This is a genomic window from Streptomyces sp. NPDC002790, assembly GCF_040295505.1.
Taxonomy (GTDB): Bacteria; Actinomycetota; Actinomycetes; order Streptomycetales; family Streptomycetaceae; genus Streptomyces.
The window spans coordinates 29,302-50,775 of sequence record NZ_JBEOVM010000024.1 but is presented as its reverse complement, the minus strand read 5'-3'; the positions used below and the strand labels follow the sequence as shown (position 1 = coordinate 50,775).

Annotated in this window: 19 protein-coding genes and 3 pseudogenes; 8 read left to right on the top strand and 14 right to left on the bottom strand. The window is 69.1% G+C overall.

Going from position 1 to position 21,474, the window contains the following annotated elements:
• Positions 1-70: 70 nt before the first annotated feature.
• Positions 71-586, bottom strand: coding sequence for a VOC family protein (locus tag ABT004_RS14330; protein ID WP_351335739.1), 516 nt, complete (start codon positions 584-586; stop codon positions 71-73).
• Between the two features lie 185 nt (positions 587-771).
• Between ABT004_RS14330 and ABT004_RS14325 the strand changes: the two genes are divergently transcribed.
• Together ABT004_RS14325 and ABT004_RS14320 are read left to right on the top strand one after the other, a co-directional pair.
• Positions 772-2,382, top strand: coding sequence for a bifunctional 3-(3-hydroxy-phenyl)propionate/3-hydroxycinnamic acid hydroxylase (locus ABT004_RS14325; RefSeq protein WP_351335736.1), 1,611 nt, complete (start codon positions 772-774; stop codon positions 2,380-2,382).
• Positions 2,383-2,418: 36 nt separating this feature from the next.
• Positions 2,419-3,246 carry a fumarylacetoacetate hydrolase family protein gene (locus ABT004_RS14320; protein ID WP_351335734.1) on the top strand — a complete coding sequence of 276 codons (828 nt, stop codon included), beginning with the start codon at positions 2,419-2,421 and terminating at the stop codon, positions 3,244-3,246.
• A gap of 66 nt (positions 3,247-3,312) precedes the next feature.
• Here ABT004_RS14320 and ABT004_RS14315 read toward each other — a convergent pair.
• From ABT004_RS14315 to ABT004_RS14305, 3 genes and pseudogenes are all read right to left on the bottom strand, one after another.
• Positions 3,313-3,762: pseudogene (locus tag ABT004_RS14315) on the bottom strand (hydroxymethylglutaryl-CoA lyase-like TIM-barrel protein); the annotation flags it as partial.
• Between the two features lie 6 nt (positions 3,763-3,768).
• Positions 3,769-3,918 (bottom strand): hypothetical protein, encoded by a 150-nt coding sequence (locus ABT004_RS14310; RefSeq protein WP_351335731.1) that lies wholly within the window; start codon positions 3,916-3,918, stop codon positions 3,769-3,771.
• A gap of 164 nt (positions 3,919-4,082) precedes the next feature.
• Complete coding sequence (locus ABT004_RS14305; RefSeq protein WP_351335729.1) at positions 4,083-4,502, bottom strand: TOBE domain-containing protein; 420 nt, start codon at positions 4,500-4,502, stop codon at positions 4,083-4,085.
• A gap of 94 nt (positions 4,503-4,596) precedes the next feature.
• Here ABT004_RS14305 and ABT004_RS14300 point away from each other — a divergent pair.
• From ABT004_RS14300 to ABT004_RS14285, 4 genes and pseudogenes are all read left to right on the top strand, one after another.
• A pseudogene (locus ABT004_RS14300) lies at positions 4,597-4,794 on the top strand (TOBE domain-containing protein); the annotation flags it as partial.
• A 212-nt stretch (positions 4,795-5,006) separates the two neighbouring features.
• On the top strand, positions 5,007-5,660 hold the full coding sequence (locus tag ABT004_RS14295) for a molybdopterin-dependent oxidoreductase (RefSeq protein WP_351335726.1): 654 nt from the start codon (positions 5,007-5,009) through the stop codon (positions 5,658-5,660).
• Positions 5,661-5,788: 128 nt separating this feature from the next.
• Positions 5,789-6,565: a class I SAM-dependent methyltransferase gene (locus ABT004_RS14290; RefSeq protein ID WP_351335723.1), complete on the top strand. Its 777-nt coding sequence runs from the start codon at positions 5,789-5,791 to the stop codon at positions 6,563-6,565.
• Positions 6,566-6,590: 25 nt separating this feature from the next.
• A pseudogene (locus tag ABT004_RS14285) lies at positions 6,591-7,197 on the top strand (NAD-dependent formate dehydrogenase); the annotation flags it as partial.
• A 201-nt stretch (positions 7,198-7,398) separates the two neighbouring features.
• On the opposite strand, the gene ABT004_RS14280 reads toward ABT004_RS14285, so the two are convergent.
• Both ABT004_RS14280 and ABT004_RS14275 read right to left on the bottom strand, forming a co-directional pair.
• Complete coding sequence (locus ABT004_RS14280) at positions 7,399-8,406, bottom strand: arginase family protein (RefSeq protein WP_351335721.1); 1,008 nt, start codon at positions 8,404-8,406, stop codon at positions 7,399-7,401.
• 43 nt (positions 8,407-8,449) lie between these two features.
• A complete protein-coding gene (locus ABT004_RS14275) occupies positions 8,450-9,796 on the bottom strand; it encodes an MFS transporter (RefSeq protein ID WP_351335713.1) in 1,347 nt (448 codons plus the stop codon).
• Positions 9,797-10,086: 290 nt separating this feature from the next.
• On the opposite strand from ABT004_RS14275, the gene ABT004_RS14270 reads away from it, so the two are divergent.
• On the top strand, positions 10,087-10,848 hold the full coding sequence (locus ABT004_RS14270) for an FCD domain-containing protein (protein WP_351335711.1): 762 nt from the start codon (positions 10,087-10,089) through the stop codon (positions 10,846-10,848).
• 192 nt (positions 10,849-11,040) lie between these two features.
• Complete coding sequence (locus ABT004_RS14265) at positions 11,041-12,750, top strand: ABC transporter substrate-binding protein (RefSeq protein ID WP_351335709.1); 1,710 nt, start codon at positions 11,041-11,043, stop codon at positions 12,748-12,750.
• On the opposite strand, the gene ABT004_RS14260 is transcribed toward ABT004_RS14265, so the two are convergent.
• The 8 genes from ABT004_RS14260 to ABT004_RS14225 form a co-directional block, all read right to left on the bottom strand.
• Positions 12,743-13,456, bottom strand: a complete 714-nt coding sequence (locus tag ABT004_RS14260) for an SDR family NAD(P)-dependent oxidoreductase (protein ID WP_351335707.1) — start codon at positions 13,454-13,456, stop codon at positions 12,743-12,745. The two genes, ABT004_RS14265 and ABT004_RS14260, sit on opposite strands and share 8 nt — an antisense overlap.
• The gene (locus ABT004_RS14255; protein ID WP_351335704.1) at positions 13,453-14,289 is read right to left on the bottom strand and encodes a polysaccharide deacetylase family protein; all 837 of its coding nucleotides are present in this window, start codon (positions 14,287-14,289) and stop codon (positions 13,453-13,455) included. Before ABT004_RS14255 ends, ABT004_RS14260 begins: the two co-directional genes overlap by 4 nt.
• Positions 14,286-15,473 (bottom strand): C45 family autoproteolytic acyltransferase/hydrolase, encoded by a 1,188-nt coding sequence (locus ABT004_RS14250; RefSeq protein ID WP_351335701.1) that lies wholly within the window; start codon positions 15,471-15,473, stop codon positions 14,286-14,288. The genes ABT004_RS14255 and ABT004_RS14250 overlap by 4 nt, the downstream gene beginning before the upstream one ends.
• A gap of 11 nt (positions 15,474-15,484) precedes the next feature.
• Positions 15,485-16,795 (bottom strand): MFS transporter, encoded by a 1,311-nt coding sequence (locus tag ABT004_RS14245; RefSeq protein ID WP_351335698.1) that lies wholly within the window; start codon positions 16,793-16,795, stop codon positions 15,485-15,487.
• A 75-nt stretch (positions 16,796-16,870) separates the two neighbouring features.
• The gene (locus tag ABT004_RS14240; protein WP_351335695.1) at positions 16,871-17,629 is read right to left on the bottom strand and encodes an SDR family NAD(P)-dependent oxidoreductase; all 759 of its coding nucleotides are present in this window, start codon (positions 17,627-17,629) and stop codon (positions 16,871-16,873) included.
• A gap of 97 nt (positions 17,630-17,726) precedes the next feature.
• Positions 17,727-19,697 (bottom strand): GTP-binding protein, encoded by a 1,971-nt coding sequence (locus tag ABT004_RS14235; protein ID WP_351335692.1) that lies wholly within the window; start codon positions 19,695-19,697, stop codon positions 17,727-17,729.
• Between the two features lie 126 nt (positions 19,698-19,823).
• The gene (locus tag ABT004_RS14230) at positions 19,824-19,994 is read right to left on the bottom strand and encodes a hypothetical protein (RefSeq protein WP_351335689.1); all 171 of its coding nucleotides are present in this window, start codon (positions 19,992-19,994) and stop codon (positions 19,824-19,826) included.
• 19 nt (positions 19,995-20,013) lie between these two features.
• Entirely contained in the window at positions 20,014-21,423 is a 1,410-nt protein-coding gene (locus ABT004_RS14225) for a DUF3500 domain-containing protein (protein ID WP_351335687.1), read from the bottom strand.
• Between the last annotated feature and the right edge of the window lie 51 nt (positions 21,424-21,474).

Genomic DNA, 21,474 nt, shown 5'->3' with positions numbered 1-21,474 from the left:
CAACGCATCCCCCGCCGCGGAGCGCTGCTCGGCGACGGGGGAGGGGCCGGGAAGTGACGTGGCGCAGCCGTCAACCGGCCATGTCGGGCTGGGTGGTGACGGGCTGGTAGGAGGCGCCGCCCTCTGCCAGTAGCCGGTCGGCCTCGGCGATGATCTGCTCCAGGTCCTGGTCGAGGTCGAGGGACTTGCGGAAGGGCTGGCGCACGTCCTTGTCGATGCGCAGGTAGACCTCATTGCGGTTGCCCTCGGGGTCGAAGAAGTAGATCCCGATGGCGTTGCCGTGTGTGACTTCCTGCTGGACCTGGACGCCTTCGGCGCGGAAGCGGCGGTGGTAGTCGACGATCGTCTCCAGGGAGTCCACGCGCCAGGAGACCTGGTGGGTGAGCAGTGTCCCCATGGGGGCGGTGCGTCCCTTGGCGAGGACGAATTCGTGGTGTTCCTCCTTGGGGCGGGAGGAGAAGAAGACGATGCCGAGTTCCTCGTCCTCGTCGGTGACCGTCAGTCCCAGGACGCGGGTGTAGAAGTCGCGCATCTTCTCCAGGTCCTCGACCCAGAAGCCGGTGTGTCCGAGCTCGACGATGGCCATGGTGTCTCCTTTTATAGGACGGCTGACCTAGCAATCAGTACAGTAGGGAGCCCGGCAGGGGCGGTCAACCCTTGATCTGGCCAAGAGTGTCCGGTACACAGAGACTGCGTTCCTGAATTACGGGACACTGTTCCGTGCCGCGGCGTACACCCTCCCCACGGCACGACGGAGAAGGGAAACCCCTCGTGAAACGCGAAGAACCGACCGTCGACGTGGTCGTCGTCGGAGCCGGCCCCGTCGGTATGACGGCAGCCGCCCTCCTGGCGGCCCGCAACCTCTCCGTCCTCGTTCTGGAAGCTCAGGCCGAACCCGTCCCCGAACCCAAAGCCATCAGCATCGACGACGAATCCCTGCGCACTTACCAGGCCGCAGGCGTGGCCGACCGGATCCTGGAGATCGTCGTCCCCGGCACCGGAACCGTCTACTACGACACCGAGGGCAGCCCCCTCTTCCAGGCCACCGGACCTGCGCCCTACCGCCTGGGCTTCCCCTTCAAGAACCCCTTCGCCCAGCCCGACCTGGAACACGTCCTGCGCCAGGTCCTCGCAGCCTCCCCGCACATCCGGGTGCGCTTCGGCTCCCGCGTCACCGGTCTCGAACGCGACGGTCACGACATCCGCGTCACCACCGTCGAAGCCGGCGGCACCCGGCACGTGCGCGGCCGCTACGTCATCGGCGCCGACGGCGGACGCTCAACCGTGCGCACCCTCCTGGGAATTGACATGGACGGACGCTCCTACTCCGACAGCTGGCTGGTGGCCGACACCCTGGAGGACCCCCACACCCAGCGCTACGCCATGCACCACGGCGACCCCGAACGTCCCCACGTCATCGTCCCCGGCCTGAACGGCCGCTGCCGCTACGAGTTCCGCCTCAAGCCCGGCGAGGCAGCCCCCGGGACCGATCCCGACTTCGCCCTGATCGAGAAGCTCCTCGCCCCCCACCGCACGCTCACTCCCGAGCAGCTCGAACGTGCCGTCGTCTACCGCTTCCACGCCCTCAACGCCCGCCAGTGGCAGGCCGGAAACGTCTTCCTGATGGGCGACGCCGCCCACATGATGCCGCCCTTCGCCGGGCAGGGCCTCAACTCCGGTGTCCGGGACGCCGCCAACCTCTGCTGGAAGATCGCCGGTGTCCTGGACGGCACCCTCCACGAAAGAGCCCTGCACACCTACGGCTCCGAGCGCCGCCCCCACGTCGCCGCCACCATCCGTACCTCCCAGCGCCTCGGCCGGGTGGTGATGACCACCTCCCACCGTCTGGCCGCCGCCCGCGACCGCATCATCGGCCGCATGCTCGAGACCGACGAGGGCCGCAACTGGCTCGAGGAGATGCGCTACCGCCCCGCCACGAGTGCCACCGACGGACTCTCCCGTACCGGCGACCCGGGTGCCGGTACCGCCGTCGGCCAGCCCCGCGCCTTCGACGCAGGCACCAGCCGCGTCCGCATGCTCGACGAACTCCTCGGCAACGAATGGGCGTTGATCGGCGTCGACGTCCCCGCCCACGCCTGGCCCGTGGCCCGGCAAGCCGCAGCACCGGTCCGAGCCCACCCCCTCCACGTCGTCGCCGACCAGACCCTGCCCCGTGACACCGGGACCACCCTGGCCGTCGACGTCGACGGCGGCCTCCTGCGTGAATTCGCCCCGCACCGCGGGAGGTTCCTCCTCGTACGCCCCGACCGGTTCATCGCCGCCACCTGGACGCCGGGCGATGACGAACAGCTCCACACCTGGCTCACCCGCTGGTGCACCACCACCGACGCCCCGCGGCCCCGCCCGCTCGTGGGCGTCTGAACCCCGAAGCCCCTTCCGCCCGACCCAAGGAGAGCAATGCGCTACGTCCGCTACTACGACGACAACGACACCATCCGCGTGGGCGAGTTGAACGGCGACCACGTCACCCCGCTCACTGACATCACCACCATCGACGCCACCACCGACACCGACCGCCTCGCCGCCGCCGACCGCGACACCGGCGCACGCTTCCCCGCCGGAGCCCGCCGCCTGGCCCCTGTCGCCGACCCGCGCCGCGTCTTCTGCGTCGGCCTCAATTACCACGCCCACGTTGAAGAGACCCGCCGCGAACTGCCCACCTACCCCGTGCTGTTCACCAAGTTCGCCTCCGCTCTCATCGGCGCCCACGACGACATCCCCCTGCCCCCTGAGTCCGAACAAGTCGACTACGAAGGCGAGTTGGCCGTCATCATCGGCCGCCCCGGACGCCGCATCACCCCCGAGGATGCCCCCCGCCACATCCTCGGCTACAGCGTCGCCAACGACATCACCATGCGCGACTTCCAGTACAAGACGCACCAGTGGCTCCAGGGCAAGGCCTGGGACAACTCCACCCCGCTCGGCCCCTGCCTGGTCACCCCCGACGAGATCGATCTGGACTCCCAGCGCATCACCACCACCCTCAACGGCGAAGTCCTCCAGTCCTCCACCCTCGACCGCCTGATCTTCTCCATCCCCCAACTCATCAGCACCGTCTCCGGGTTCACGGCCCTCCAGCCCGGCGACGTCATCCTCACCGGCACCCCCGGCGGCGTCGGCCACCGCCGTGACCCTCAGCTCTTCCTCCACTCCGGCGACGAGATCACCGTCGAGGTCACAGGCATCGGCAAGACCCACAACCGGGTCGTGGACGAGAAGTTGTAACCGCATCCCCAACGCGCTGGGCCTCCGCCGCACGCCGGAGGCCCGGCGGGCGGCGCAACTCCCGCATCAGCTGCCGGCGAGGGCACGGACGGTGCGGGAGGGGCTGGGCCGGCCGAGCAGGCCGGCGAGCCAGGTACTCGTCTCGACGAGCTTGTCCAGGTTCACGCCGGTGTCGATGCCGAGACCCGCGAGCTGCCACGGCAGATCCTCGGTGGCCAGGTTGCCGGTGGCGGACTTCGCGTAAGGGCAACCGCCAAGGCCGCCGGCGGAGGCGTCGGCCGTGGTCACTCCGTGCCGCAGAGCCGTCAGGGTGTTGGAGAGGGCCTGACCGTATGTGTCGTGGAAGTGCACCGCGATGTTCTCCACCGGCAGGCCGCTCGCGGTGAGGGCGTCCAGCAATGCGGAGACCCTGCCGGGCGTGGCGACCCCGATGGTGTCGCCGAGCGACAGTTCGGTGCAGCCCAGGGCCAGCATTCGGGAGGCCACGGACACTACTTGCGGAATCGGGACCTCGCCCGTCTTTCAGGCTGGCGACGGTGAGTGCGGCGTGCTCAGCGAGCATGCGGTGCGCCCACACCAGTAACGGGCGCCGCGGCGGATGAGGGGGATGCCGAGTTCGCTCTCGAGTTTGCGTAGGCCGGCAGACAGAGAGAGTTGGGAGACGAAGCACACCTCAGCAGCGCGGCCGAGTGTTGCTCCCGGGCGAGAGCCACCAGGTACTCGAGTTGCCGCAGCACATGCCCCGCCCCCCTGAGCGATCGCGTGGATCAGTGGCTGCACTCCAGGCCCGCAGGCCCGCACCGTGGAGGGCGCGGGCCACTGCTTCGGCGTCTGGATCAGACGCCGGCGAGGGAGACCTCGGTGGACTTGATCAGCGCGACGACCGGAGAGCCTGCAGCCAGGGCGAGGTCGGCCACGGCGTCCCTGGTGATGGCCGCGGTGAGTGTGCCGCCCTCGACATCGACCTTGACGGAGGCCATGGCGCCGCCGACCGCGATGTCGGTGACGGTCCCGGCGATCTGGTTACGGATGGAAAGACCCTGGAGGGGGCCGGTGGCCAGCGAGACCTCGGTGGACTTCACGAGGATCTTGACTTCGGCGCCTTCGGCGAGGCCGAGGTCCTTCACGGACTCGGTGGTGATCGCTGCCGTGATGTCCTGTCCGCCGCCCAGGCGAACCTTGACGGTCGCCATGGCTTCGCCTGTGGTGACGGAGGTGATGGTTCCCGGGAGCTGGTTGCGGATGCTCAAACTCATGGGGTGTTGCCTCACAGGTCTGGGGATGGTGATGAGGGTGCGGTGGCGGGCCACCACCGTAAACGTAGTACGTCCGTGAATGTCCCGTTGGAACCGTCTCATTGAGGGACGCGACCTCGCGGCGTTCGCGGCTGCGATGGCGCGTGGCGGGATCGCCCAGGTCGGGATCCAGGCCGGCCCGCACCGGCTGGTGTCCCTCGTGACCAGGGAGGCCGTCGAAGAACTCGGCCTCGAGGTGGGGATGCGGGCCACGGCGCGCGTGAAGTCGACGAACGTGCACGTCGACCGCGTCTGGTCCGGCCTGGGCCGGACCAGCGGCTGCGTCTCCCGGTTGATCGCCTGCCGAGGCTGTGCCGCGAGCCGCGGATCGTGCGGTACAGCCCCTCCGGCATCGCGACAGGTTTCGGCAAATTCCCACCGCACGGTTCAATGTGGCTCGCATGTGCTGGCTACACGTAGGATTATTCCTGGAATTTGCGACCTATGTAGATGGTGGGGCTGTCGATGAAGGAAGGCATGCTGCCGCCCGGTCAGCGCCTGGCCAAAGGGTGGCCGGTCTCGCACTACGGGCCGGTGCCACGGTTCCGTCCGGATCGCTGGAGGCTGCAGGTCTTCGGCGCGACGGCGAGCGGCGGGACTCATTCCTGGACCTTCGACGAGGTCACTGCCATGCCCAGGGACACCGTGCACGCGGACCTGCACTGCGCTTCGGGTACGAGCACCATCGGACACACCTTCTTCGGCGTGCCCGCCCGTCTCCTGCTGGACCTCGCTCCACCGGCCGAGGGTGTTGAGCACGTCATGGCCTGGGCCGAGTACGGGTACAGCGCCAACCTGCGGCTTGCCGACCTCGCCGCCGAGACCACGCTCATGGCGACCCATCACGGCGGCGAGCCGCTCACCGCCGAGCACGGTTTCCCGCTGCGTCTCGTGGTGCCGCACCTGTACGGCTACAAGGGCCCCAAGTGGCTGCGTGGGATCGAGTACATGACGCAGGACAGGCGCGGATTCTGGGAGGAGCGCGGCTTTCACAACCTGGCCGACCCGTGGGTCGGTCAGCGCTACTCCCACCAGGAGGAGGGTGAAGGGCGGCCGGGCGGCGAAGAAGCGCCGACACAACCTACAAACCGAACAGGGTCGCAGATGCAAGTGATCTGAATGTTCCACCAAGCATGAGCCAGTCCTATGCACAAGTCTGCCTAGCAGATGCAAGATGAAGGCGTAGTTCGGTGCGGTGGGGGTGTGACCGCTCCGGTCAGGTCCAGGCCCACAAGGCGAGGTCTTTCATGGTCATTCGAACTCACGACGGCAGTGCCGGTGATGTCGACTACGGCGCCATCGGCTCCGGTTACTCCTCCTTCCGCCGCCCCGATGCACGCATCGCCCACGTCATCGCCCGGGCCCTGGGCGGCGCCGACACGGTCCTGAATGTCGGCGCCGGCACCGGCTCCTACGAGAACCCCGCGCACACCGTCACCGCGGTCGAGCCGTCCCTGGCCATGCGCGCCCAGCGTCCGGCCCAACTGGCCACCGCCATCGACGCCGTCGCCGAGGACCTGCCCTTCGATGACGATCAGTTCGAGGCCTCCATGGCCCTCTTCAGCGTCCATCAGTGGTCCGACACCGCCGCGGGTCTGCGGGAGATGCGCCGCGTGACCCGCGGCCCGGTCGTCGTCCTCACTTGCGACCCCACCCTCGTACGCGACTTCTGGCTCTACGACTACGCGCCCGACGTTCTCGACACCGAGGCCCGCCGCTACCCGTCCCTGAATACCCTGACCGAAGCCCTCGGCGGCACCGTGACCGTCGAGGCCGTCCCCATTCCGCTGGACTGCACCGACGGTTTCAACGAGGCGTACTACGGCCGCCCTGAGATACTCCTCGACCCTGCGGCCCGCCAGGCGTGTTCGGCATGGAGCTTCATCGACGACCGCGCACGTCAGGAGTTCGACATCTCGCTGCGCCGAGCCCTGGGCTCCGGCGCATGGGACGAAGCCTTCGGCCACCTGCGCAGCCGCCCCGTTTACCGCGGCTCTCTCGTCCTCCTGCGGGCCTTTGCCTGAGCACTCTCCGAGACCACCATCGATACCCCTGGGCACCGACTTCGCTCCTGGTCACCTGCTCGGCAGCGTTTCCGGCCAACTCGGCCTGCGGGCCTTCTTGGAAAGCCGCGGCCACACCCTGGCCGTCACCTCTGACAAGGAGAGCGACGGCAGCGTCTTCGACCGTGCGCTGCCCGACGCCGACGTGGCGATCTCTCAGCCGTTCTGGCCCGCCTACCTGACTGCCGAGCGCATCTCAGCCGTCAAGAACCTCAAGCTGGCCATCACCGCCGGCATCTGCTCCGACCACGTCGACCTCGATGCCGCCATCGCCCATGACGGTGGCCGTCGCCGAGGTCGCGTCCTCCAACAGCATCAGCGTCGCCGAGCACGTCGTGATGTCGATCCTGGCGCTGGTGCGCGACCACCTGCCCTCCCACCACATCGCACGGGAGGGAGGGTGGAACATCGCCGGCCGCATCGGCCAGGCCGTACTGCGACACTTGGCTCCCTTCGACGTCAACCTGCACTAGACCGACAGACCACCGCCTGTCCGCCGACATCGAGGGCGAACTGGGCCTGGTGTTCCACGAGTCGCCGCCGACCTGGTGCCGCACTGCGACGTCGTCATCATCAACGCTCCTCAGCATCCGCCCGCGCCCTCCTGTGTGCTGATGTCCATGGCCCAGGTCACGCGGTCACCGTCGACGAGGTCGAGAACGTCGCCGATCAGCTTCAACAGTTCACGCGGTCGACACCAACCACGCCCTCGCCGCCGCGGTCGACTGACTCGGCGACTCCGCTGTGGTCGCCGCCGGTCAGGCGCCCCGAGGCCGCGCTGCCCGGGCCCAGGGTCAGTTGGCAGGGGTGGCTTCGGCGGCCGGGAGTCGGCCGTTCCTGCGCAGGAACGGATCGCTGTCGGCCACGCGTGCCATGAATTCCACGCCCAACTGGGCTCCGAGCAGGGAGGTGTTGTTGGACCGGACGTCGATCATCGGGTTGATCTCGACGATGTCGAAGCCGACGACGTCGGCGTGCCGGGCGATGCCGAACAGGGTCTGCTTCATCTCCTCGTAGCCGAACCCGTCGGGTTCGGCAGAGGCGCATCCCGGGACGAGCGGCATGTCGAGCACGTCGATGTCCATGCTGACGTACACGGCTGCGCCCTCGGGGATCCTGTCGAGCAGCCGCTCAAGACCGTGCCGGCGGTACTGCTTCATCGTGATGACGTCGTTGCCGTGCTGCCGGGCGTCGGCCAGATCGTCCTGGCTCATCCGCATGCTGCGCATGCCGACCTGCACCATCTGCCCGACCTGCTTCAGGGATGCCATCTGCCGCACCGGGCTGCCGTTGCCGTAGTGGGCGCCGTGGACGAAGGGCCGGAAGTCGAGGTGCGCGTCGAAGTGGATGAGGATGACCGGCTGCTCGTAGGCGCGTACGACGCCGTAGGAGATGGCGTGGTCACCGCCGTAGACGACCGGTAGCGCGCCGGCATCGAGGATCTTGCGCACCGAGCGGGTGACGTTGCTCATCGTCTGTTCGGGGTTGGTGTAGACGATGTCGACGTCGCCGCAGTCGACGATGCGGTTGTTCTTCGTCTCGTGCACGAGGTACCGGCGGTCCTCGTCGAGGTCGTAATAGCCGCCGTGGCGCTGAGTGGGGCCGTACTCGGCGTACCGGACGGACATTTCACGGATCTGGCGTGGTGCCATGCGGGCGCCGGGGTACCAGGGGGAGCCCTCGTCGCTGGGTACGCCCAGGATCGCGATGTCGGCGTCGAGTTCGTCGAGGTCGTTCACGATCGGGGCCCGCATGAAGGACGGGATGCCGGTGAACGGGAGGTTGAGTTTGGCTTCGGACACGGTGAATCTCCAGATGTTCAGCGGAACTGTGGTGGATCGAGGGTCAGTTGAGGGGCGCCGGTGCGGTCTCCGGTTGCCCCTTGACCTTGAGGGGCTCGATGTCGCCGACCATGAAGAGGTAGACGAGGCAGCCGGCGACGGCGACGCCCGCCGCTGCGACGAGGCCTCCGGTGAAGGAGCCGGTCCGGCTGTAGAGGAGACCGATGACGAACGGGCTGGCGACACCGGCGAGGTTCGACAGCGAGTTCTGGAAGCCCTGGATGGTGGAGGCCCACGGCCGGGTCGACACCGGGGCGACGTCGGCCGGCAGCGTCACGATGCTGGAGGTCGCGAACGTGACCCCGCCGAAGGACAGCGACAGCAGGATCAGCGCCATCGCACTGCTGTCGACCACGGCCGCCAGACCGATGACCGACGAGACGAGCATCCCCGCCACGATGCAGGACTTACGGGCGAGCGTCAGGCTGTGACCGCGCCGGACCAGCGCGTCCGTGGCCCAACCGCCCACGAAATTGCCGATGAACGCCGTGATCGCGGGGATCATGCCGAGGATGCCAAGGGAGAGCAGGGAGAACCCGCGGGCCTCCACGAGGTAGGACGGGAACCACGTGATGAAGAAATAGATCACGAAGGACTGGCAGGCGAAGCCCAACGCCATTCCCCAGATCGTTCGGTACCGCAGCAGGTCCTGCCAGCGTGGCTGGGGGGCGTCTGCGGGGGCGTCGGTCTCCTGCGCCTGGCCGGCTTCGATGTGGGCGAGTTCCGCCGCGTTGACCTTGGGATGCTCGCGGGGCTCGCGGTACATCTTGAGCCAGAACACCACCCAGATCAGGCCGAGCGCCCCGGTGATGACGAACGAGCCGCGCCAGCCGACGACCGCGATCAGCGCGGTCACCACGGGGGTGGCCAGCAGCGTGCCGCCTCGTGCCCCGCTGTCGTAGATCCCCGAAGCGGTGCCGCGTTCCTGGCGGGGGAACCACCGCTCCACGACCTTCGTGCACGCCGGGAATGCGGCCGCCTCACCGATGCCGAGCAGCAGCCGGGCACCGATCAGGGTGCCGAGACCGCGGACGGCGGCCATGGCGACCGTGATGAGTGACCACCAGGCAACGGCGGCGGCGTAGAGCATGCGGCTGCCGAAGCGGTCGACGAGCCAGCCCATCGGGATCTGGAACAGGGAGTACGTCCAGAAGAAGGCGCCGAGGAGCAGCCCCGAGAGAGCCGGGTCGATGTTCAGGTCGTGGGTCATGTAGGGCAGGGCGACCGAGAGGTTGGCCCGGTCCACGTAAGAGATGAGCAGGCCGGCGAAGGCCAGCCAGATCATGACCCATCTGACGCGGGAACGGCGCTGGTTGGGAGGGGCGGTGGCAGCCCCGACCGAAGTAGTCATCGCTTCTCCTTCTGGAGAGGGACGTCTGAGCTGCCACAGGGCCACATGGACCGTGCCAACGTCAGGCGACCACCGGAACCGCCGATTCCGCGAGAAGGCGGCCTTTCGATGGCGGGGAGTCTGCCTCGGACGACCGATGTCCGTCAATGGTGACGGACATCGGTCGCCTGTGGGGGACGGCAACCAGGGCTGGCATACTGGCGTCCGAGTGGTTGGAGGCACGGGCCCATGCCCGTTGCCGTCTCCGAATGGGGAGTGTTGTGAGCGAATCGGTACGTGGCGCGTCACCGATGCCGGACCCGCTTGACGACAACGTTGCTGACGCGCTGCTTGTCGTCATCCACGAAGCCGACAGCCCGGTGGGCGCTCGGCAGATCAGCGCGGCGTTGGCCGCACGCGGCCGGACAGTTTCCGAGTCCAGCGTGGCGCGCCGACTGCGTCACCTGGACGCCCGCGAGCTGACCGTGCAGCTGGGGGCCAAGGGGCGTGTCCTCACCGAGGAGGGCGTCCGGGCGGTGGAGCGCCTCCGCCGAGTGTCGCGGAGCGCGAGTCTCGCGTCGGCATCCGAGGTCCGCACGGCTCAGGACGTGGTCCATCTGCTCAAGGCCAGGCGCGCCATCGAACCCGAGGCGGTGCGCGACGCCACGGAGCGGATCTCCGATGTCGATCTCGACGTCCTGCGGAGGGTCGTGGCCGAGCACCATGACCGTGCCAAGGGGGAGAAGCGCCCTCCCCGCGACATCGCTCTGACGTTCCACCGGCTGGTGAGCGGCCCCGCACGGAACCCGCTGGTGCAGGCGATGATCTCGATCGTGCTCGACACCAGTCACGACCGCGTCGAGGCGGCCCTGGACATCATCCTGGAGACGCATCACCACGGCGCCCTCAGCGTGTCCGAGCACGAAGCCATCGTCGAGGCGATGGCCGGGCGTGACGCGGAAGGCGCTGCCGGGTTGATGCGGGACCACCTCGACCGGCTGCTGGGCGAGGTCGACGCGTTCATCGCCCGCTATGACGCCGAGCTTCTCGAACGGCTTCTTCGTTTGCCCTGACACCCGATCTGCCCCTCCCGCATCGGGCGAGAACCGGTGCCACCGCCGTAGTTCTTGCCGAATGCCCCAGTTGCCATGACCGGTAAGATCGTTGCCTGGACACCGTTCCCCGGGCTGGTTCGTGGTGTGCAGGTGTTATCGGTACCGGCGGATGCCTCGACCGGCCCACGCGCGGGCGTGGAGAGGAGATCCATGGTGAGAAGGCTGGATGAGTCGGCCGCTCCCTTGCCCGGGTCGCGGCGGTGGTTGCAGCCGGTGAACGGGCCGGGCAGTGGGAGCGACCCGGAGTTCTTCGCCGCGCGGCCCGATCTGGTGCTCGTCGCCCGGCGTGCGACAGATGCTCTGCCCGGCCGGGGGCTGCGCTACCTGGACATCACTGGGAACACGGTGCGCCGCGTCGCTCTCGACGTGCCGGACGCCGGGCGTGGTGTGGTGCGGCTCGACGTGTACGACTCCGAGGCGCCGTTCGGGCTCACCGTCCGGGAGCTGGAGGTGGCCACCTGCGTCGCCGGCGGGCTGGGAAACCAGGAGATCGCGGCCGTGCTGGCCTGTTCGCGGCGGACCGTCGCCACCCATCTTGAGCACATATTCGCGAAGCTCGGGGTGCGGACCCGTGCGTCCGTGGCGACGCTGATCGCGGCGGAGGACGCCTACGTCGCCCCGCTGCCGACCTCCGCCCTCGTGCTGCCCCCGGCGCTGCTCGGTGTACTCGGTGACCGGAAACCGGCGCCGCGCCCGGCCGTCACCCGGCCGCCCGTGCGGCGGCCCGCGCTCCTTGCCTCCGTGTACCCGGCCGACCCTCTGGCCGGTACCCAGGTGCTGGCGATGCGGCGCGGCGCACGTCTGGCGGTGGGGGAGATCGCGGCGCGTGGTGGGGTGTCCGGTCGTGAGGTCGAGCATGTGACCGTGTCCGCGGCGCCGGGTGAACTCCTGGGAACGGTAAGGGACTTGGCGGAGCGCGGGGTGGACGGCATCGTGTTCGGGAACTTCCCGCTGCCGATCGCTCTGCCGGCGCTCGCCGCGGCCAATGCGTCCGGTACCCCGGTGCTGCACAGCATGACCGGGCAGGCGCTGTCCGAGGGGGTGCGCGCGGACCCGGCCGGTCTCGGGGCCGTCTTCCAGGTCTGCTCCACCGAGTCCGCGTACGTACCCGGGCTGCTGCGCACCGTCCGGGATCTGGAGGACAGTGGTGCGTTCCGGCCGCGGCGTCGGCGGCTGGCCGTGCTGCAGCGGGCGAGCACCTTCGACCCGGGCCTCGTGGAGCGTGTGCAGCGGCAGGCAGCCGAGGCCGACTGGGATCTGGTGTTCCTGGAGTCGGTGGCCGACGACGCGCTGGACTTCGCGGATGTCGTCCACCGCCTTGAGCTGGCGGATCCCGACCTGGTGTCGCTGTCGATCTTCCCGGAACCGACCCTGCGCGCGTTCTTGGAGGCCGCCGCCGGGCTCCGGGAAAGCGCCACGTTCCATGCGGCGTGGTCGCCGGCCGCCCCGGAGTTCTCGCGGCGGCTGGGAGGCCTGAGCGAGGGGCTGCTGTGGTCGACGGTGATCGGTAATGTGGACGGCCCGCTGTGCATGGCGTTCGAGCAGCGGTTCCGTGCCGCGTTCGGTGCCGACCCGGGGCCTGCCGCCGCGGCCGTCCACTACGACATGGTCAATGTGCTGGCGCAGGCGTGGAGCCGGGCCAGCCGACCGTGGGATTTCGCCGCCGTCCGTGAGCAGTTGCGTACGTCGACGTCGTTCGGTGTGACGGGGGCCCACCAGTTCGTGGGGCGGGGCCAGCGCGGCCTGAGCTATCCGGACGAGACGGGCGACCCTGCCCGTGGCCACCCGCACCTCATCTACCGGATCAGCGGTGGCGTCAATCAGCGGCTGGCGCCCTCCACGCCACCCCTCGTCAGCTGAGCCAGTTCGGCGCGGTGAGCGCCCCGATGCCGTCGCCGCCGTCGACTGGAACGGTCCGCCCGTTGACCCAGTTCGCGTCCGGCCCGAGCAGCCAGCTCAACACCGCGGCGACGTCGTCGGGGCGCCCGACCCGCCCGCGCACCGAAGCCTGCGTCAGCGCCTCCACGTACGACCGCGGTACGGGGTTCACGGCCGACTCCACGTCGACGAAGCCCGGTGCCACCGCGCAGCAGCGGATGCCGTCGCGGCCGTGCTCCAGCGCGAACCCGCGGACCAGCGCGTCGAGCGCCGCCTTGGACGCGGCGTAGACGGCCGTCCCGAGCCTGGCTCTGGTGGCGGCCCCGCTGCTGACGAAGAGCAGCGTCCCTGGCCGGCCCTTGGCGTGGCAGCGGCGCACGAACTCGGCTCCCGCGCCCAGCGCCGAGCGGGTGTTCACGGCCATGACCCGGTCGAACAGCTCCTCATCGCTCTCCGTGACCGGCACGGCGGGGAACACGCCTGCCGCGTGCACCAGCGCGTCGAAGCCACCCTGCTCGGCCCAGAGTCGCGCGACATGTTCCGCCACCACGCCGCTACGGGCCAGGTCGATCTCCGGGAGATCCGTGCCCGTGACCGACCAGCCGTCTGCCGTGAGCCGGTCCACCACGGCGCGCCCGATGCCCCCGTTCGCGCCGATCACCAGCACCGAACGCCGCACAGCCGTCACGCCCCGACCAGCGCGGGCCGCACCCGGCGCGCCACGTCGACGCACCGCTCGAACGTCACGTCCAGCTCTTGGCAGCCGGTGATGAAGCGCTCGAGAGCTGCCATCCGCGCGCCCCGGCCCACGACCTGCGGGTGCAGTGTCACCGTCACCACCCCGTCGGGCACGGTCTCCGTCATGTAGCGCACATCGCGCAGGAACCGGTCGAACATCGCGTCGGCGTCCTGGAGTCCGGGCATCAGGAGCTGCGGGGTGCGGACGTACTCCAGGTGCGGATAGTCGTCCAGCGTCCAGGACACTGGGAGTTCGACCACGGCCGAGTCGGGGCCGAACCGGAACGGACCGTCGGCCGGGCAGCGGTCGCCGGAGCGCGCGACGTAGGGCTCGAAGTCGGTGCCCATCAGGGACGAGTCGTAGACAATGCCCAGCTCAGTGAGGATGTCGACGGTGTGCTCGGTGAAGTCCCAACTGGGGGTGCGGTGCCCGGCAGGCGGGGCACCGGTCAGCTTCTCGATCAGCGCCGCCGAACGGCGGTTGACCGCGAGTTCGGTGTCCCGGTCCAGCGTCGACACCGGTTCGTGGGCGTATCCGTGCAGCGCGATCTCGTGCCCGGCCTCGGCGACCGCCGCGCTCTGTGCCGGATACGTCTCCAGGGTGTGGCCCGGAATGAAGAACGTGGTCGGTACCTCCGTGCGGCGCAGCAGGGCCAGGATGCGATCGATGACGTAGGCGCCGAACTCGCCCCGGGAGACCGGGCCCGGCGTGGTCTGGCCGCGCGCCATCCACAGCGATATGGCGTCGAAGTCGAAGGTCAGACAGACAGTTCCGCGGCTCATGCGTACGTCTCCTCGCTCTGGGCGTTGAGGGTGTCCTTCGGAAGGAACTCCAGGGGCGCCGGGGTCTGGTCCTGGAAGAGGGTGTCCAGTTCCCAGCGTGCGTATCCGTGCCGGCTGGGCGGCCCCGGCGCGATCCACAGCACCCGGTCGGTCAGGTCCATGACCACGGAGTAGACGGTCGCGTTGCGCTCGCCCTCCGGGACGTCGGGGTCGGGGTGACGGCAGATGCCGTCCGGGAAGGACCACTCGTCGCGCAGGGTGGTCACGAGATCGGCGACGCCGACCCGGCGCTCGTCGAGCGCGGGTTCCAGCAGGTGCCTGGCCCGTACGGAACGCAGGACGGTGAGTGCGCTGGTCGCCGCCTTCTTGTCGTGCAGCGGCAGGGGTGACTCGAAGTGGTTGGCGTGGGCGATCAGCCCGTTCTCGGGCAGCAACGTTCCGAAGACGCCCGGTGCCAGTTCGAAGTCGACGGCCTCGCCGCCCGTGCCGTCGGCGAGCATGATGTTGCCGGACGAGATCCGTTCGACGGGCAGCAGCTTCTTGTGCGCGCCGGACATCGTCCGTGCCTGCAACGCCCCGCGCAGCAGGTAGTGGTACGGGACTCCGGCGCCGCCTTGGTCCCGGTCGGACACCAACAGGTTGGCGCACACCCCGAGCCCGGCGGAGTTGAGGCCGCTCTTCGCGAGCATGCCCGCCTCGGCCAGGGACAGCACACTGAACCCGGTCTCGTCGCGGGTGGCGAGCAGGAAGGTGACCTCGGCCTGTTCGGGGTGCCAGTCCCAGTTCTGGGCGAGCAGGGTGTGCCCGTTCTCGGTGTGCCGCGGCAGCACCGACAGGGAGGTGCAACCTTCGTCGCGGTAGCCGGTGCCGTACAGCATCTCCGTGCGGGCGTTGAGCGCGGCGAGCCGGTGGGCGGGCTGGCGGGCGCCGGTCGCCATGCCTTCGAGCATCGCGGCGATCTCGGGGGAGTACGACGCGGCGATGTCCAGGTAGATCCGTCCCCAGCCGTCGATGTCGGCGTCGCTGAGCCCGGCGTCGTCGCGGAACCGGCCCATGTAGGTGTCGAGGCTGCGGGCGATGAGGTCGGCGGTGGCCAGGCCCAGGTCCTCGCCCATCTGACGGTAGCTGCCCTGGACGACGATCAGCCGCGGGTCCTGGTGGGAGGTCGGGGTCGCTGCGGACACGATGGCATCTCTCATTTCAGTTCGGAGCGGTAGGTCTCGGGCATGCGGCACACGGTGACGAAGGTGATGAGGGCCGCGATCGTCGGCAGCAGCGCCACGGCGACGGCGTTGCCGGTGCGGTCGATGATCAGCGTCGCGATGAAGCCGGCGGTGCCGCCGAAGGCCATGACCGAGAAGTTGTAGCCGATGCCCAACGCCGAGTAGCGGACGTTGGTGGGGAACAGTTCGGCGAGCGCGGCAGGACCTGGCCCGGAGAACGCCGCGATGATCAGCCCGATGACGATCTGGCCGAGGAACACACCTGCGGTGCTTCCCGTCTGGAACACCAGCATGGCGGGATAGCTCAGGAGCACGAGGCCGCCGGAGCCGATCAGCAGCAGCGGTTTGCGGCCGATCCGGTCGGACAGCATGCCGAATCCGAAGATGGCCACGGTCAGCACGACCAGCCCCACGATGTTCGACGCCTCGACGATCGCGGAGTCGATCCCGACCTGCTCACGCAGATGTGTCGGCAGGTACGTGAGGAAGAAGAAGTAGGCGACGGTCCAGCTCACGGTGAAGAAGAAGCCACGGGCCATGGCGCTCTTCTGGGTGCGCAGCGCCAGCCGCAGGGGGCTCGCGCTGGTCTCCCCGGCGGCCTCCTGCTCGCGGAAGGCAGGGGTGTCCTCCAGACCGAAGCGCAGCAGCAGAGCCACGACGGCGGTCACAGCGCCGACGAGGAACGGCACCCGCCAGCCGAAGTCCCGCATGCCCTGCTCGCTCCAGAACAGGGAGTTCAGCGCCACCACACCGGCGGCCACCAGGAACCCGGCAGCGGTGCTGACCTGATTGAGGCTGCCGAACCTGCCGCGAGTGCGCGGAGTCGCGTACTCCACCAGCATGGCCGCGGACCCGGCCCACTCACCGGCGACGGCGAAGCCCTGGAACAGCCGCAGCACCACCAGGAGCACGGGGGCGGCGACCCCGATGGTCCGGTAACCGGGCAGCAGCCCGATCAGGACCGTCGCCGAACCCATGAGGATCACGCTGGCCAGCAGGGCGGGCCGACGGCCCATCTTGTCGCCGATGTGCCCGAAGAAGACCGTGCCGAGCGGACGGGCCAGAAAACCGACGGCGAACACGGCGAAGGTCGAGAGCATCGACGACACGGAGCCACCGCCGGAGAAGAACGCGGCACTCAGATACACCGCCGAGTAGGCGTAGACGAGATTGTCGTACTGCTCGAGCAGGTTGCCGATGCTGCCGGAGACGACCGCTCGCAGCTTGAGGCCGGTTCTGGGGCCGGTGTCGACGGCTGGTGCCTCGGTCGTTGATGCCTTCATGATCTCTCTTCTCGCGAGGGTCTCTTGAGGGGGCGCAGAGGGGCACTTGAGGAATGCGGGGGAACGCGGCGCAGGTCAGGCGGCGGCGAGATAACCGCCGTCCACGGGCAGCAGCACGCCGGTGATGAACGAGGACTCGGGCCCGGCGAGGAACGTGAGTGCGTGTGCCAGTTCGTCGGTCTCGCCAGGCCGGGTCATCGGGGCGCCGTCGACGCGCGCCCGCAGGGCCTGAGGCGGCAGGTCCTCCAGGAGCGCGGTGCGGAAGACACCGGGCAGCAGGGCGTTGACGCGGATGCCGCGCGGAGCGAGCTCGACGGCGGCCACCTTGGTGAGCTGGTGCACCGCGGCCTTGCTCATCTGGTACGCGACCGAGGACGGGACCGTGCCGTCGCCGGCGGGTGGGGTGGTGACACCGTAGATCGAGCCGACGTTGATGATGACACCTCGGGTACGGGCCAGGTCGTCGGCGAAGGTCTTGATGCCTCGCCACGGGCCGAACGCGTTCACCGCCAGCACGCGCGTGAAGTCCTCGTCGCTGGTGCCGAGCAGGTCCGCCCGCGCGCTGACACCGGCGTTGTTCACCAGCAGGTCGACCGGCCCGAACTCGCGGCGGACAATGTCACGCAACCGGTTCCACGACGCGGGATCGGTGACATCGAGGTGCACACGGTCCGGCCGCTCTCCGCCCTCCGCGTACTGGACGTCGGCACGCACCACGAGGGCTCCGAGGCGTGCCAGCCGCTCAGCGGCGGCGGCACCGATACCGCCGGCCGCACCCGTGATCACTGCGGTTTTGCCGTCCAGCCCATGGCCACCACTCCTGCTGCTGTTCATGCAGGGGACAGTAGGTCTGGCCGCAGGGCACGACATCGGTCATCTGACCGATGCGCGAGTGTGCGCCGAGGTGGGTCAGGGCGCCGCTCTGGGAGCGTCAGTCATGCCTTCTTCCAGTGGTTCGTACGGGCCGATAGGAGTCGTGGACGGAGTCAAGAACGCCCTCGCCGCGAGCCGCGCCGTGCAACCCTCCGCGTACTGCGTGCACTTCCGCCTTCCGCAGGGTTCCAGTGACCACGGTGAGGGGGCCGGTGGTCTGGTGTGTCTCGGGGACACCGCTGTGGTGGGCCAGCAGAGCGAGTACGGGGGACAGGTCCTCTGTTGGAGTTTCGAGGACGAACCGGTCGACGGGTTCACAGATGTTCGTCCCGGCCCGTTGGAGTGCCTCGCGAACCACCAGGTTGGTGGTGCGTCTGACCTCTGCGGCCTGCGGTGCCGGCGGTTGGTAGCCGCTTTCGGTGACGGTGATCCGTGCGTCGGTCACCCGCCAGCCGTGCGGGCCGACCGCCAAGGGCTCGTGGAGGTACTCCAGCAGTGCGGTCCGGTAACCGTCGACGTTGCCGTACACGTGCAGGGGCAGCGTGGACCGGGCCGCGGCGACGACGAGTTCGACTCCGGTGCCGGGCGCGGTCGGTTCCACGGTCACGCCGAGCGTGTAGCTGTACCGGTGGCCGGCGTCGCCCATGCGCAGCGCGGCGCTGGCGGTCGCCGACGGTCGTTCGACGCAGACCACGCCGGTGTCCCGGAAGTCGACGGCGATGTCGTATTCGGCCGCGAGTGTGTCCGCCAGGACCTCCTGTTGCACCTCGCCGTAGATCCTGATCCGTGCGGCACCGCGCTCGGGCCGCAGGCCGATCAGCGGGTCGATGTCCGCGAGTTCGGCCAGGGACCTGTGCAACTCGCCCTGCCGGGCGGGGTCTTGGGCAACCACTCTGGTCTCGAAGCCCGGCTCCGGCAGTGCTGTCGCCGCGGAGGCGGCAGGTGGGCGGCGCCCGATCCAGTCTCCGATCCGAGCGCCGTCGAGGCCCCGGATCCGGACGATCTCACCGGCCGTCGCATGGTCGCACGGCATGGCCCCGCCGGGTTTGAAGACCTCCATGCCCGTTACGGTGGCCGCCCGGTCATCGCCGAGCGACACCCGGTCGCGGACCTTGAGCGTCCCGGTACGCATCCGCACCGTGCACACGCGCTGCCCTTTCGAGCGTTCGACCTTGAACACCTGTGCCGCCGCCGGTGCGTGGTCGTCGGCGGCGGCAACCGGCAGCAGGTCGGTGACGGATTCGATCAGCGGACGGACGCCCGCACCGGTCCGGGCCGAGCCGAACAGAACCGGGTGGACAACACCGGCACGAGCGAGGCGTCCGAGGGCTGCACGGAGCCGCTGCATTCCGATGGGGCGATCGCGGGCGAGCCAGTCCTCGAGCAGATCCTCGTCGTGGTCCGCGAGCAACTCCGTCAGGCGCTCCGACTCGACGGGGTCCTTCCATGCGCATGGTGTGGCCTCGGCTGCGGCCGTGCCGGGGGCGTGCACGTGGCCGAGCGGTACGAGAGCCGTGCTCAGACGGCTCCGGATTCCCTCCAGGACCCTCTCGGGCGCGGCGCCGGCCCTGTCGATCTTGTTGACGAAGAAGACCACGGGGATGCCGAGACGGTGCAGCGCCCGGTACAGCACGATGGTCTGGGCCTGCACGCCCTCCACGGCGGACAGCACCAGGACCGCGCCGTCGAGGACAGCCAGCGAGCGGTCGACCTCGGCGATGAAGTCGGGGTGGCCCGGGGTGTCGACGAGGTTGACGGTGACGTCGTCGATCGCGAAGGCCGCGACGGCGGAGCGGATCGTGATGCCGCGTTGCCGCTCCAGGGACAGGGTGTCGGTCTGGGTCGTGCCGTCATCCACCCGGCCGACCTGTTCGATGGCACCGCCGACATGCAGCAGCGCCTCGGTCAGACTGGTCTTGCCTGCGTCGACGTGGGCCACCACGCCCAGATTGAGCCGCCGGGCGCTGGGCTCCGCGTCGGCGGGACCGGTGTCATGGTGTGCTGGGGCGGGAGAGTGCGGACGGTTCATGGCTCCTCGTGTGCAGGTCGACGGCGACGGCGGGGCACACGAGTTGGCGCATGATGAAGTCCGTTTCTCTCAGGTGGGCACGGCATGGTTGGGCAGGGGCGATGTTCCAAGTGGCATCCGGCGCTGTCAACGCATTAAGGGCGTCCGCTGGAACGGACGCCCCTGCCGTGAGCCGCGTGACAGGCGGCCGTCGAAGCCGCGACCCGTGCGCAGATCGAGGCGCCGGTCGCCGAGCACGCCCATCTCGTGGACCACCACCAGGCCGACCGGCTGCACGATCTCTACGCGCCGATGCATCGCCGAAGGTGTCAGTGGCTCAGTGGTCGGTCTCGAGGTGGAGCTTGAGCAGGTCCACGCCGTAGTCTCCGCCGTTCGGAGTCCGGATGATGGTGTGGATGTGCTGCTGCGTCGGCTTACCTCCCCCCATACCACCACCCGGCCCGCCGGACGGTGCACCACTGGGCTGACCACTGGGCTCACCACTTGGCGGGCCGCCGGCGTTCCCGTCTCCGGGCTTGGAGCCCGACTGGGCACCGGACTTGGTGCCGTACGCGAGCGGTGACTGCGCGTCGTACTCGATGAGCACCACGGGACTGTGCACGCGGTAGTAGAAGGCCGAGGAGTCCTTGGTGCTGCCGAGCCAGTAGAAGTAGGTCGCCTCGATGTGTTCCTCCACCTCCTTCATCCTCACCTCCGCGTGCCCCTCGTCCATGTAACCGATGTAGACCCCGACCAGGTCGAGCAGCTTCTGACGCTGCGCGCTCGTCATCTTCGAGCCGGGCAGACCCGCGTAGGCGAGCTTCAGGTTGTCCTGGCCTGCGCCCGCGATCATGTCGGTGCCGCTCTTCTCCTTCTTGGAGTCGATGACCTTGGCGCGCTGCGCCTGGGACAGCGAGCGGATCATCGTGAGCCCCGCCCGCGTCTCCGGCTTGAAGAGCTGGATCTTCTCGCCCTTGTACGTGGCCTTCGTCGGCTCGGAGCCCATGAACGTCGGCGTCATCACGACCTGGTCACCGAGCACGAAGTAGTTGATCACGACGTGGTGGCCCTCGTACTGGAAACCCCACGGCTTCGTGGTCGACGGGGTGCCCATGAAGGTGAAGAAGTACGCGCCCTCGGTGAGGGTGTCCTTGTTGCCGCCGCTGTACTCGCCGAGGAAGCCGTTGAGCTTCATGATGTTGCGGGTCTGCGTGAGACCGTCGGCCGAGAGGGCCTTGCCGAGCAACGCGTAACCCAACTTCCGCTGAGCGGCGGTGATGTCGCCCATGCGGACGCCCTCGCGCTCGTACCCGTCGACATTGCTCCAGGCCAGCCACTCGTCGTCGTCCACGTCGAACGTGCACGAGCGGCGCTGCTTCGCGGAGAGCCCGTCGAGGAGCTTCTGCGCGGCCTGCACCACGGCCGTCGTCGAGACGCCGGTGGAGTGGACCGAGTACAGGTCGTCGACGACCTTGCCATCGGTGGTCAGACCCTTGAAGTCGTCGTACTTCACCTCGGCGGCGCCCGGCCCCATGCCGCCGGCGCCGCCTCCCGGCCCGCCCGGTCCGCCCGAGGGCATCCCCGAGGGCTGACCGGAGGACGCGGAGGCCTGCGCGGAGTCGGAGGAGTTCGCGGAGCAGCCGGTCATGGTGGCGACGGCGGCCACACCGCCGGCGAGCAGTGCCTTGTTCATGAACCAGCGGCGGGTGCGCTCGACTTCAGGGCTGCGGGGTACGTGTCCATGCATGCCCGCAGCGTTCTTGACCTGTCCATGCACAGGGTATGAGCAAGCTGTCGC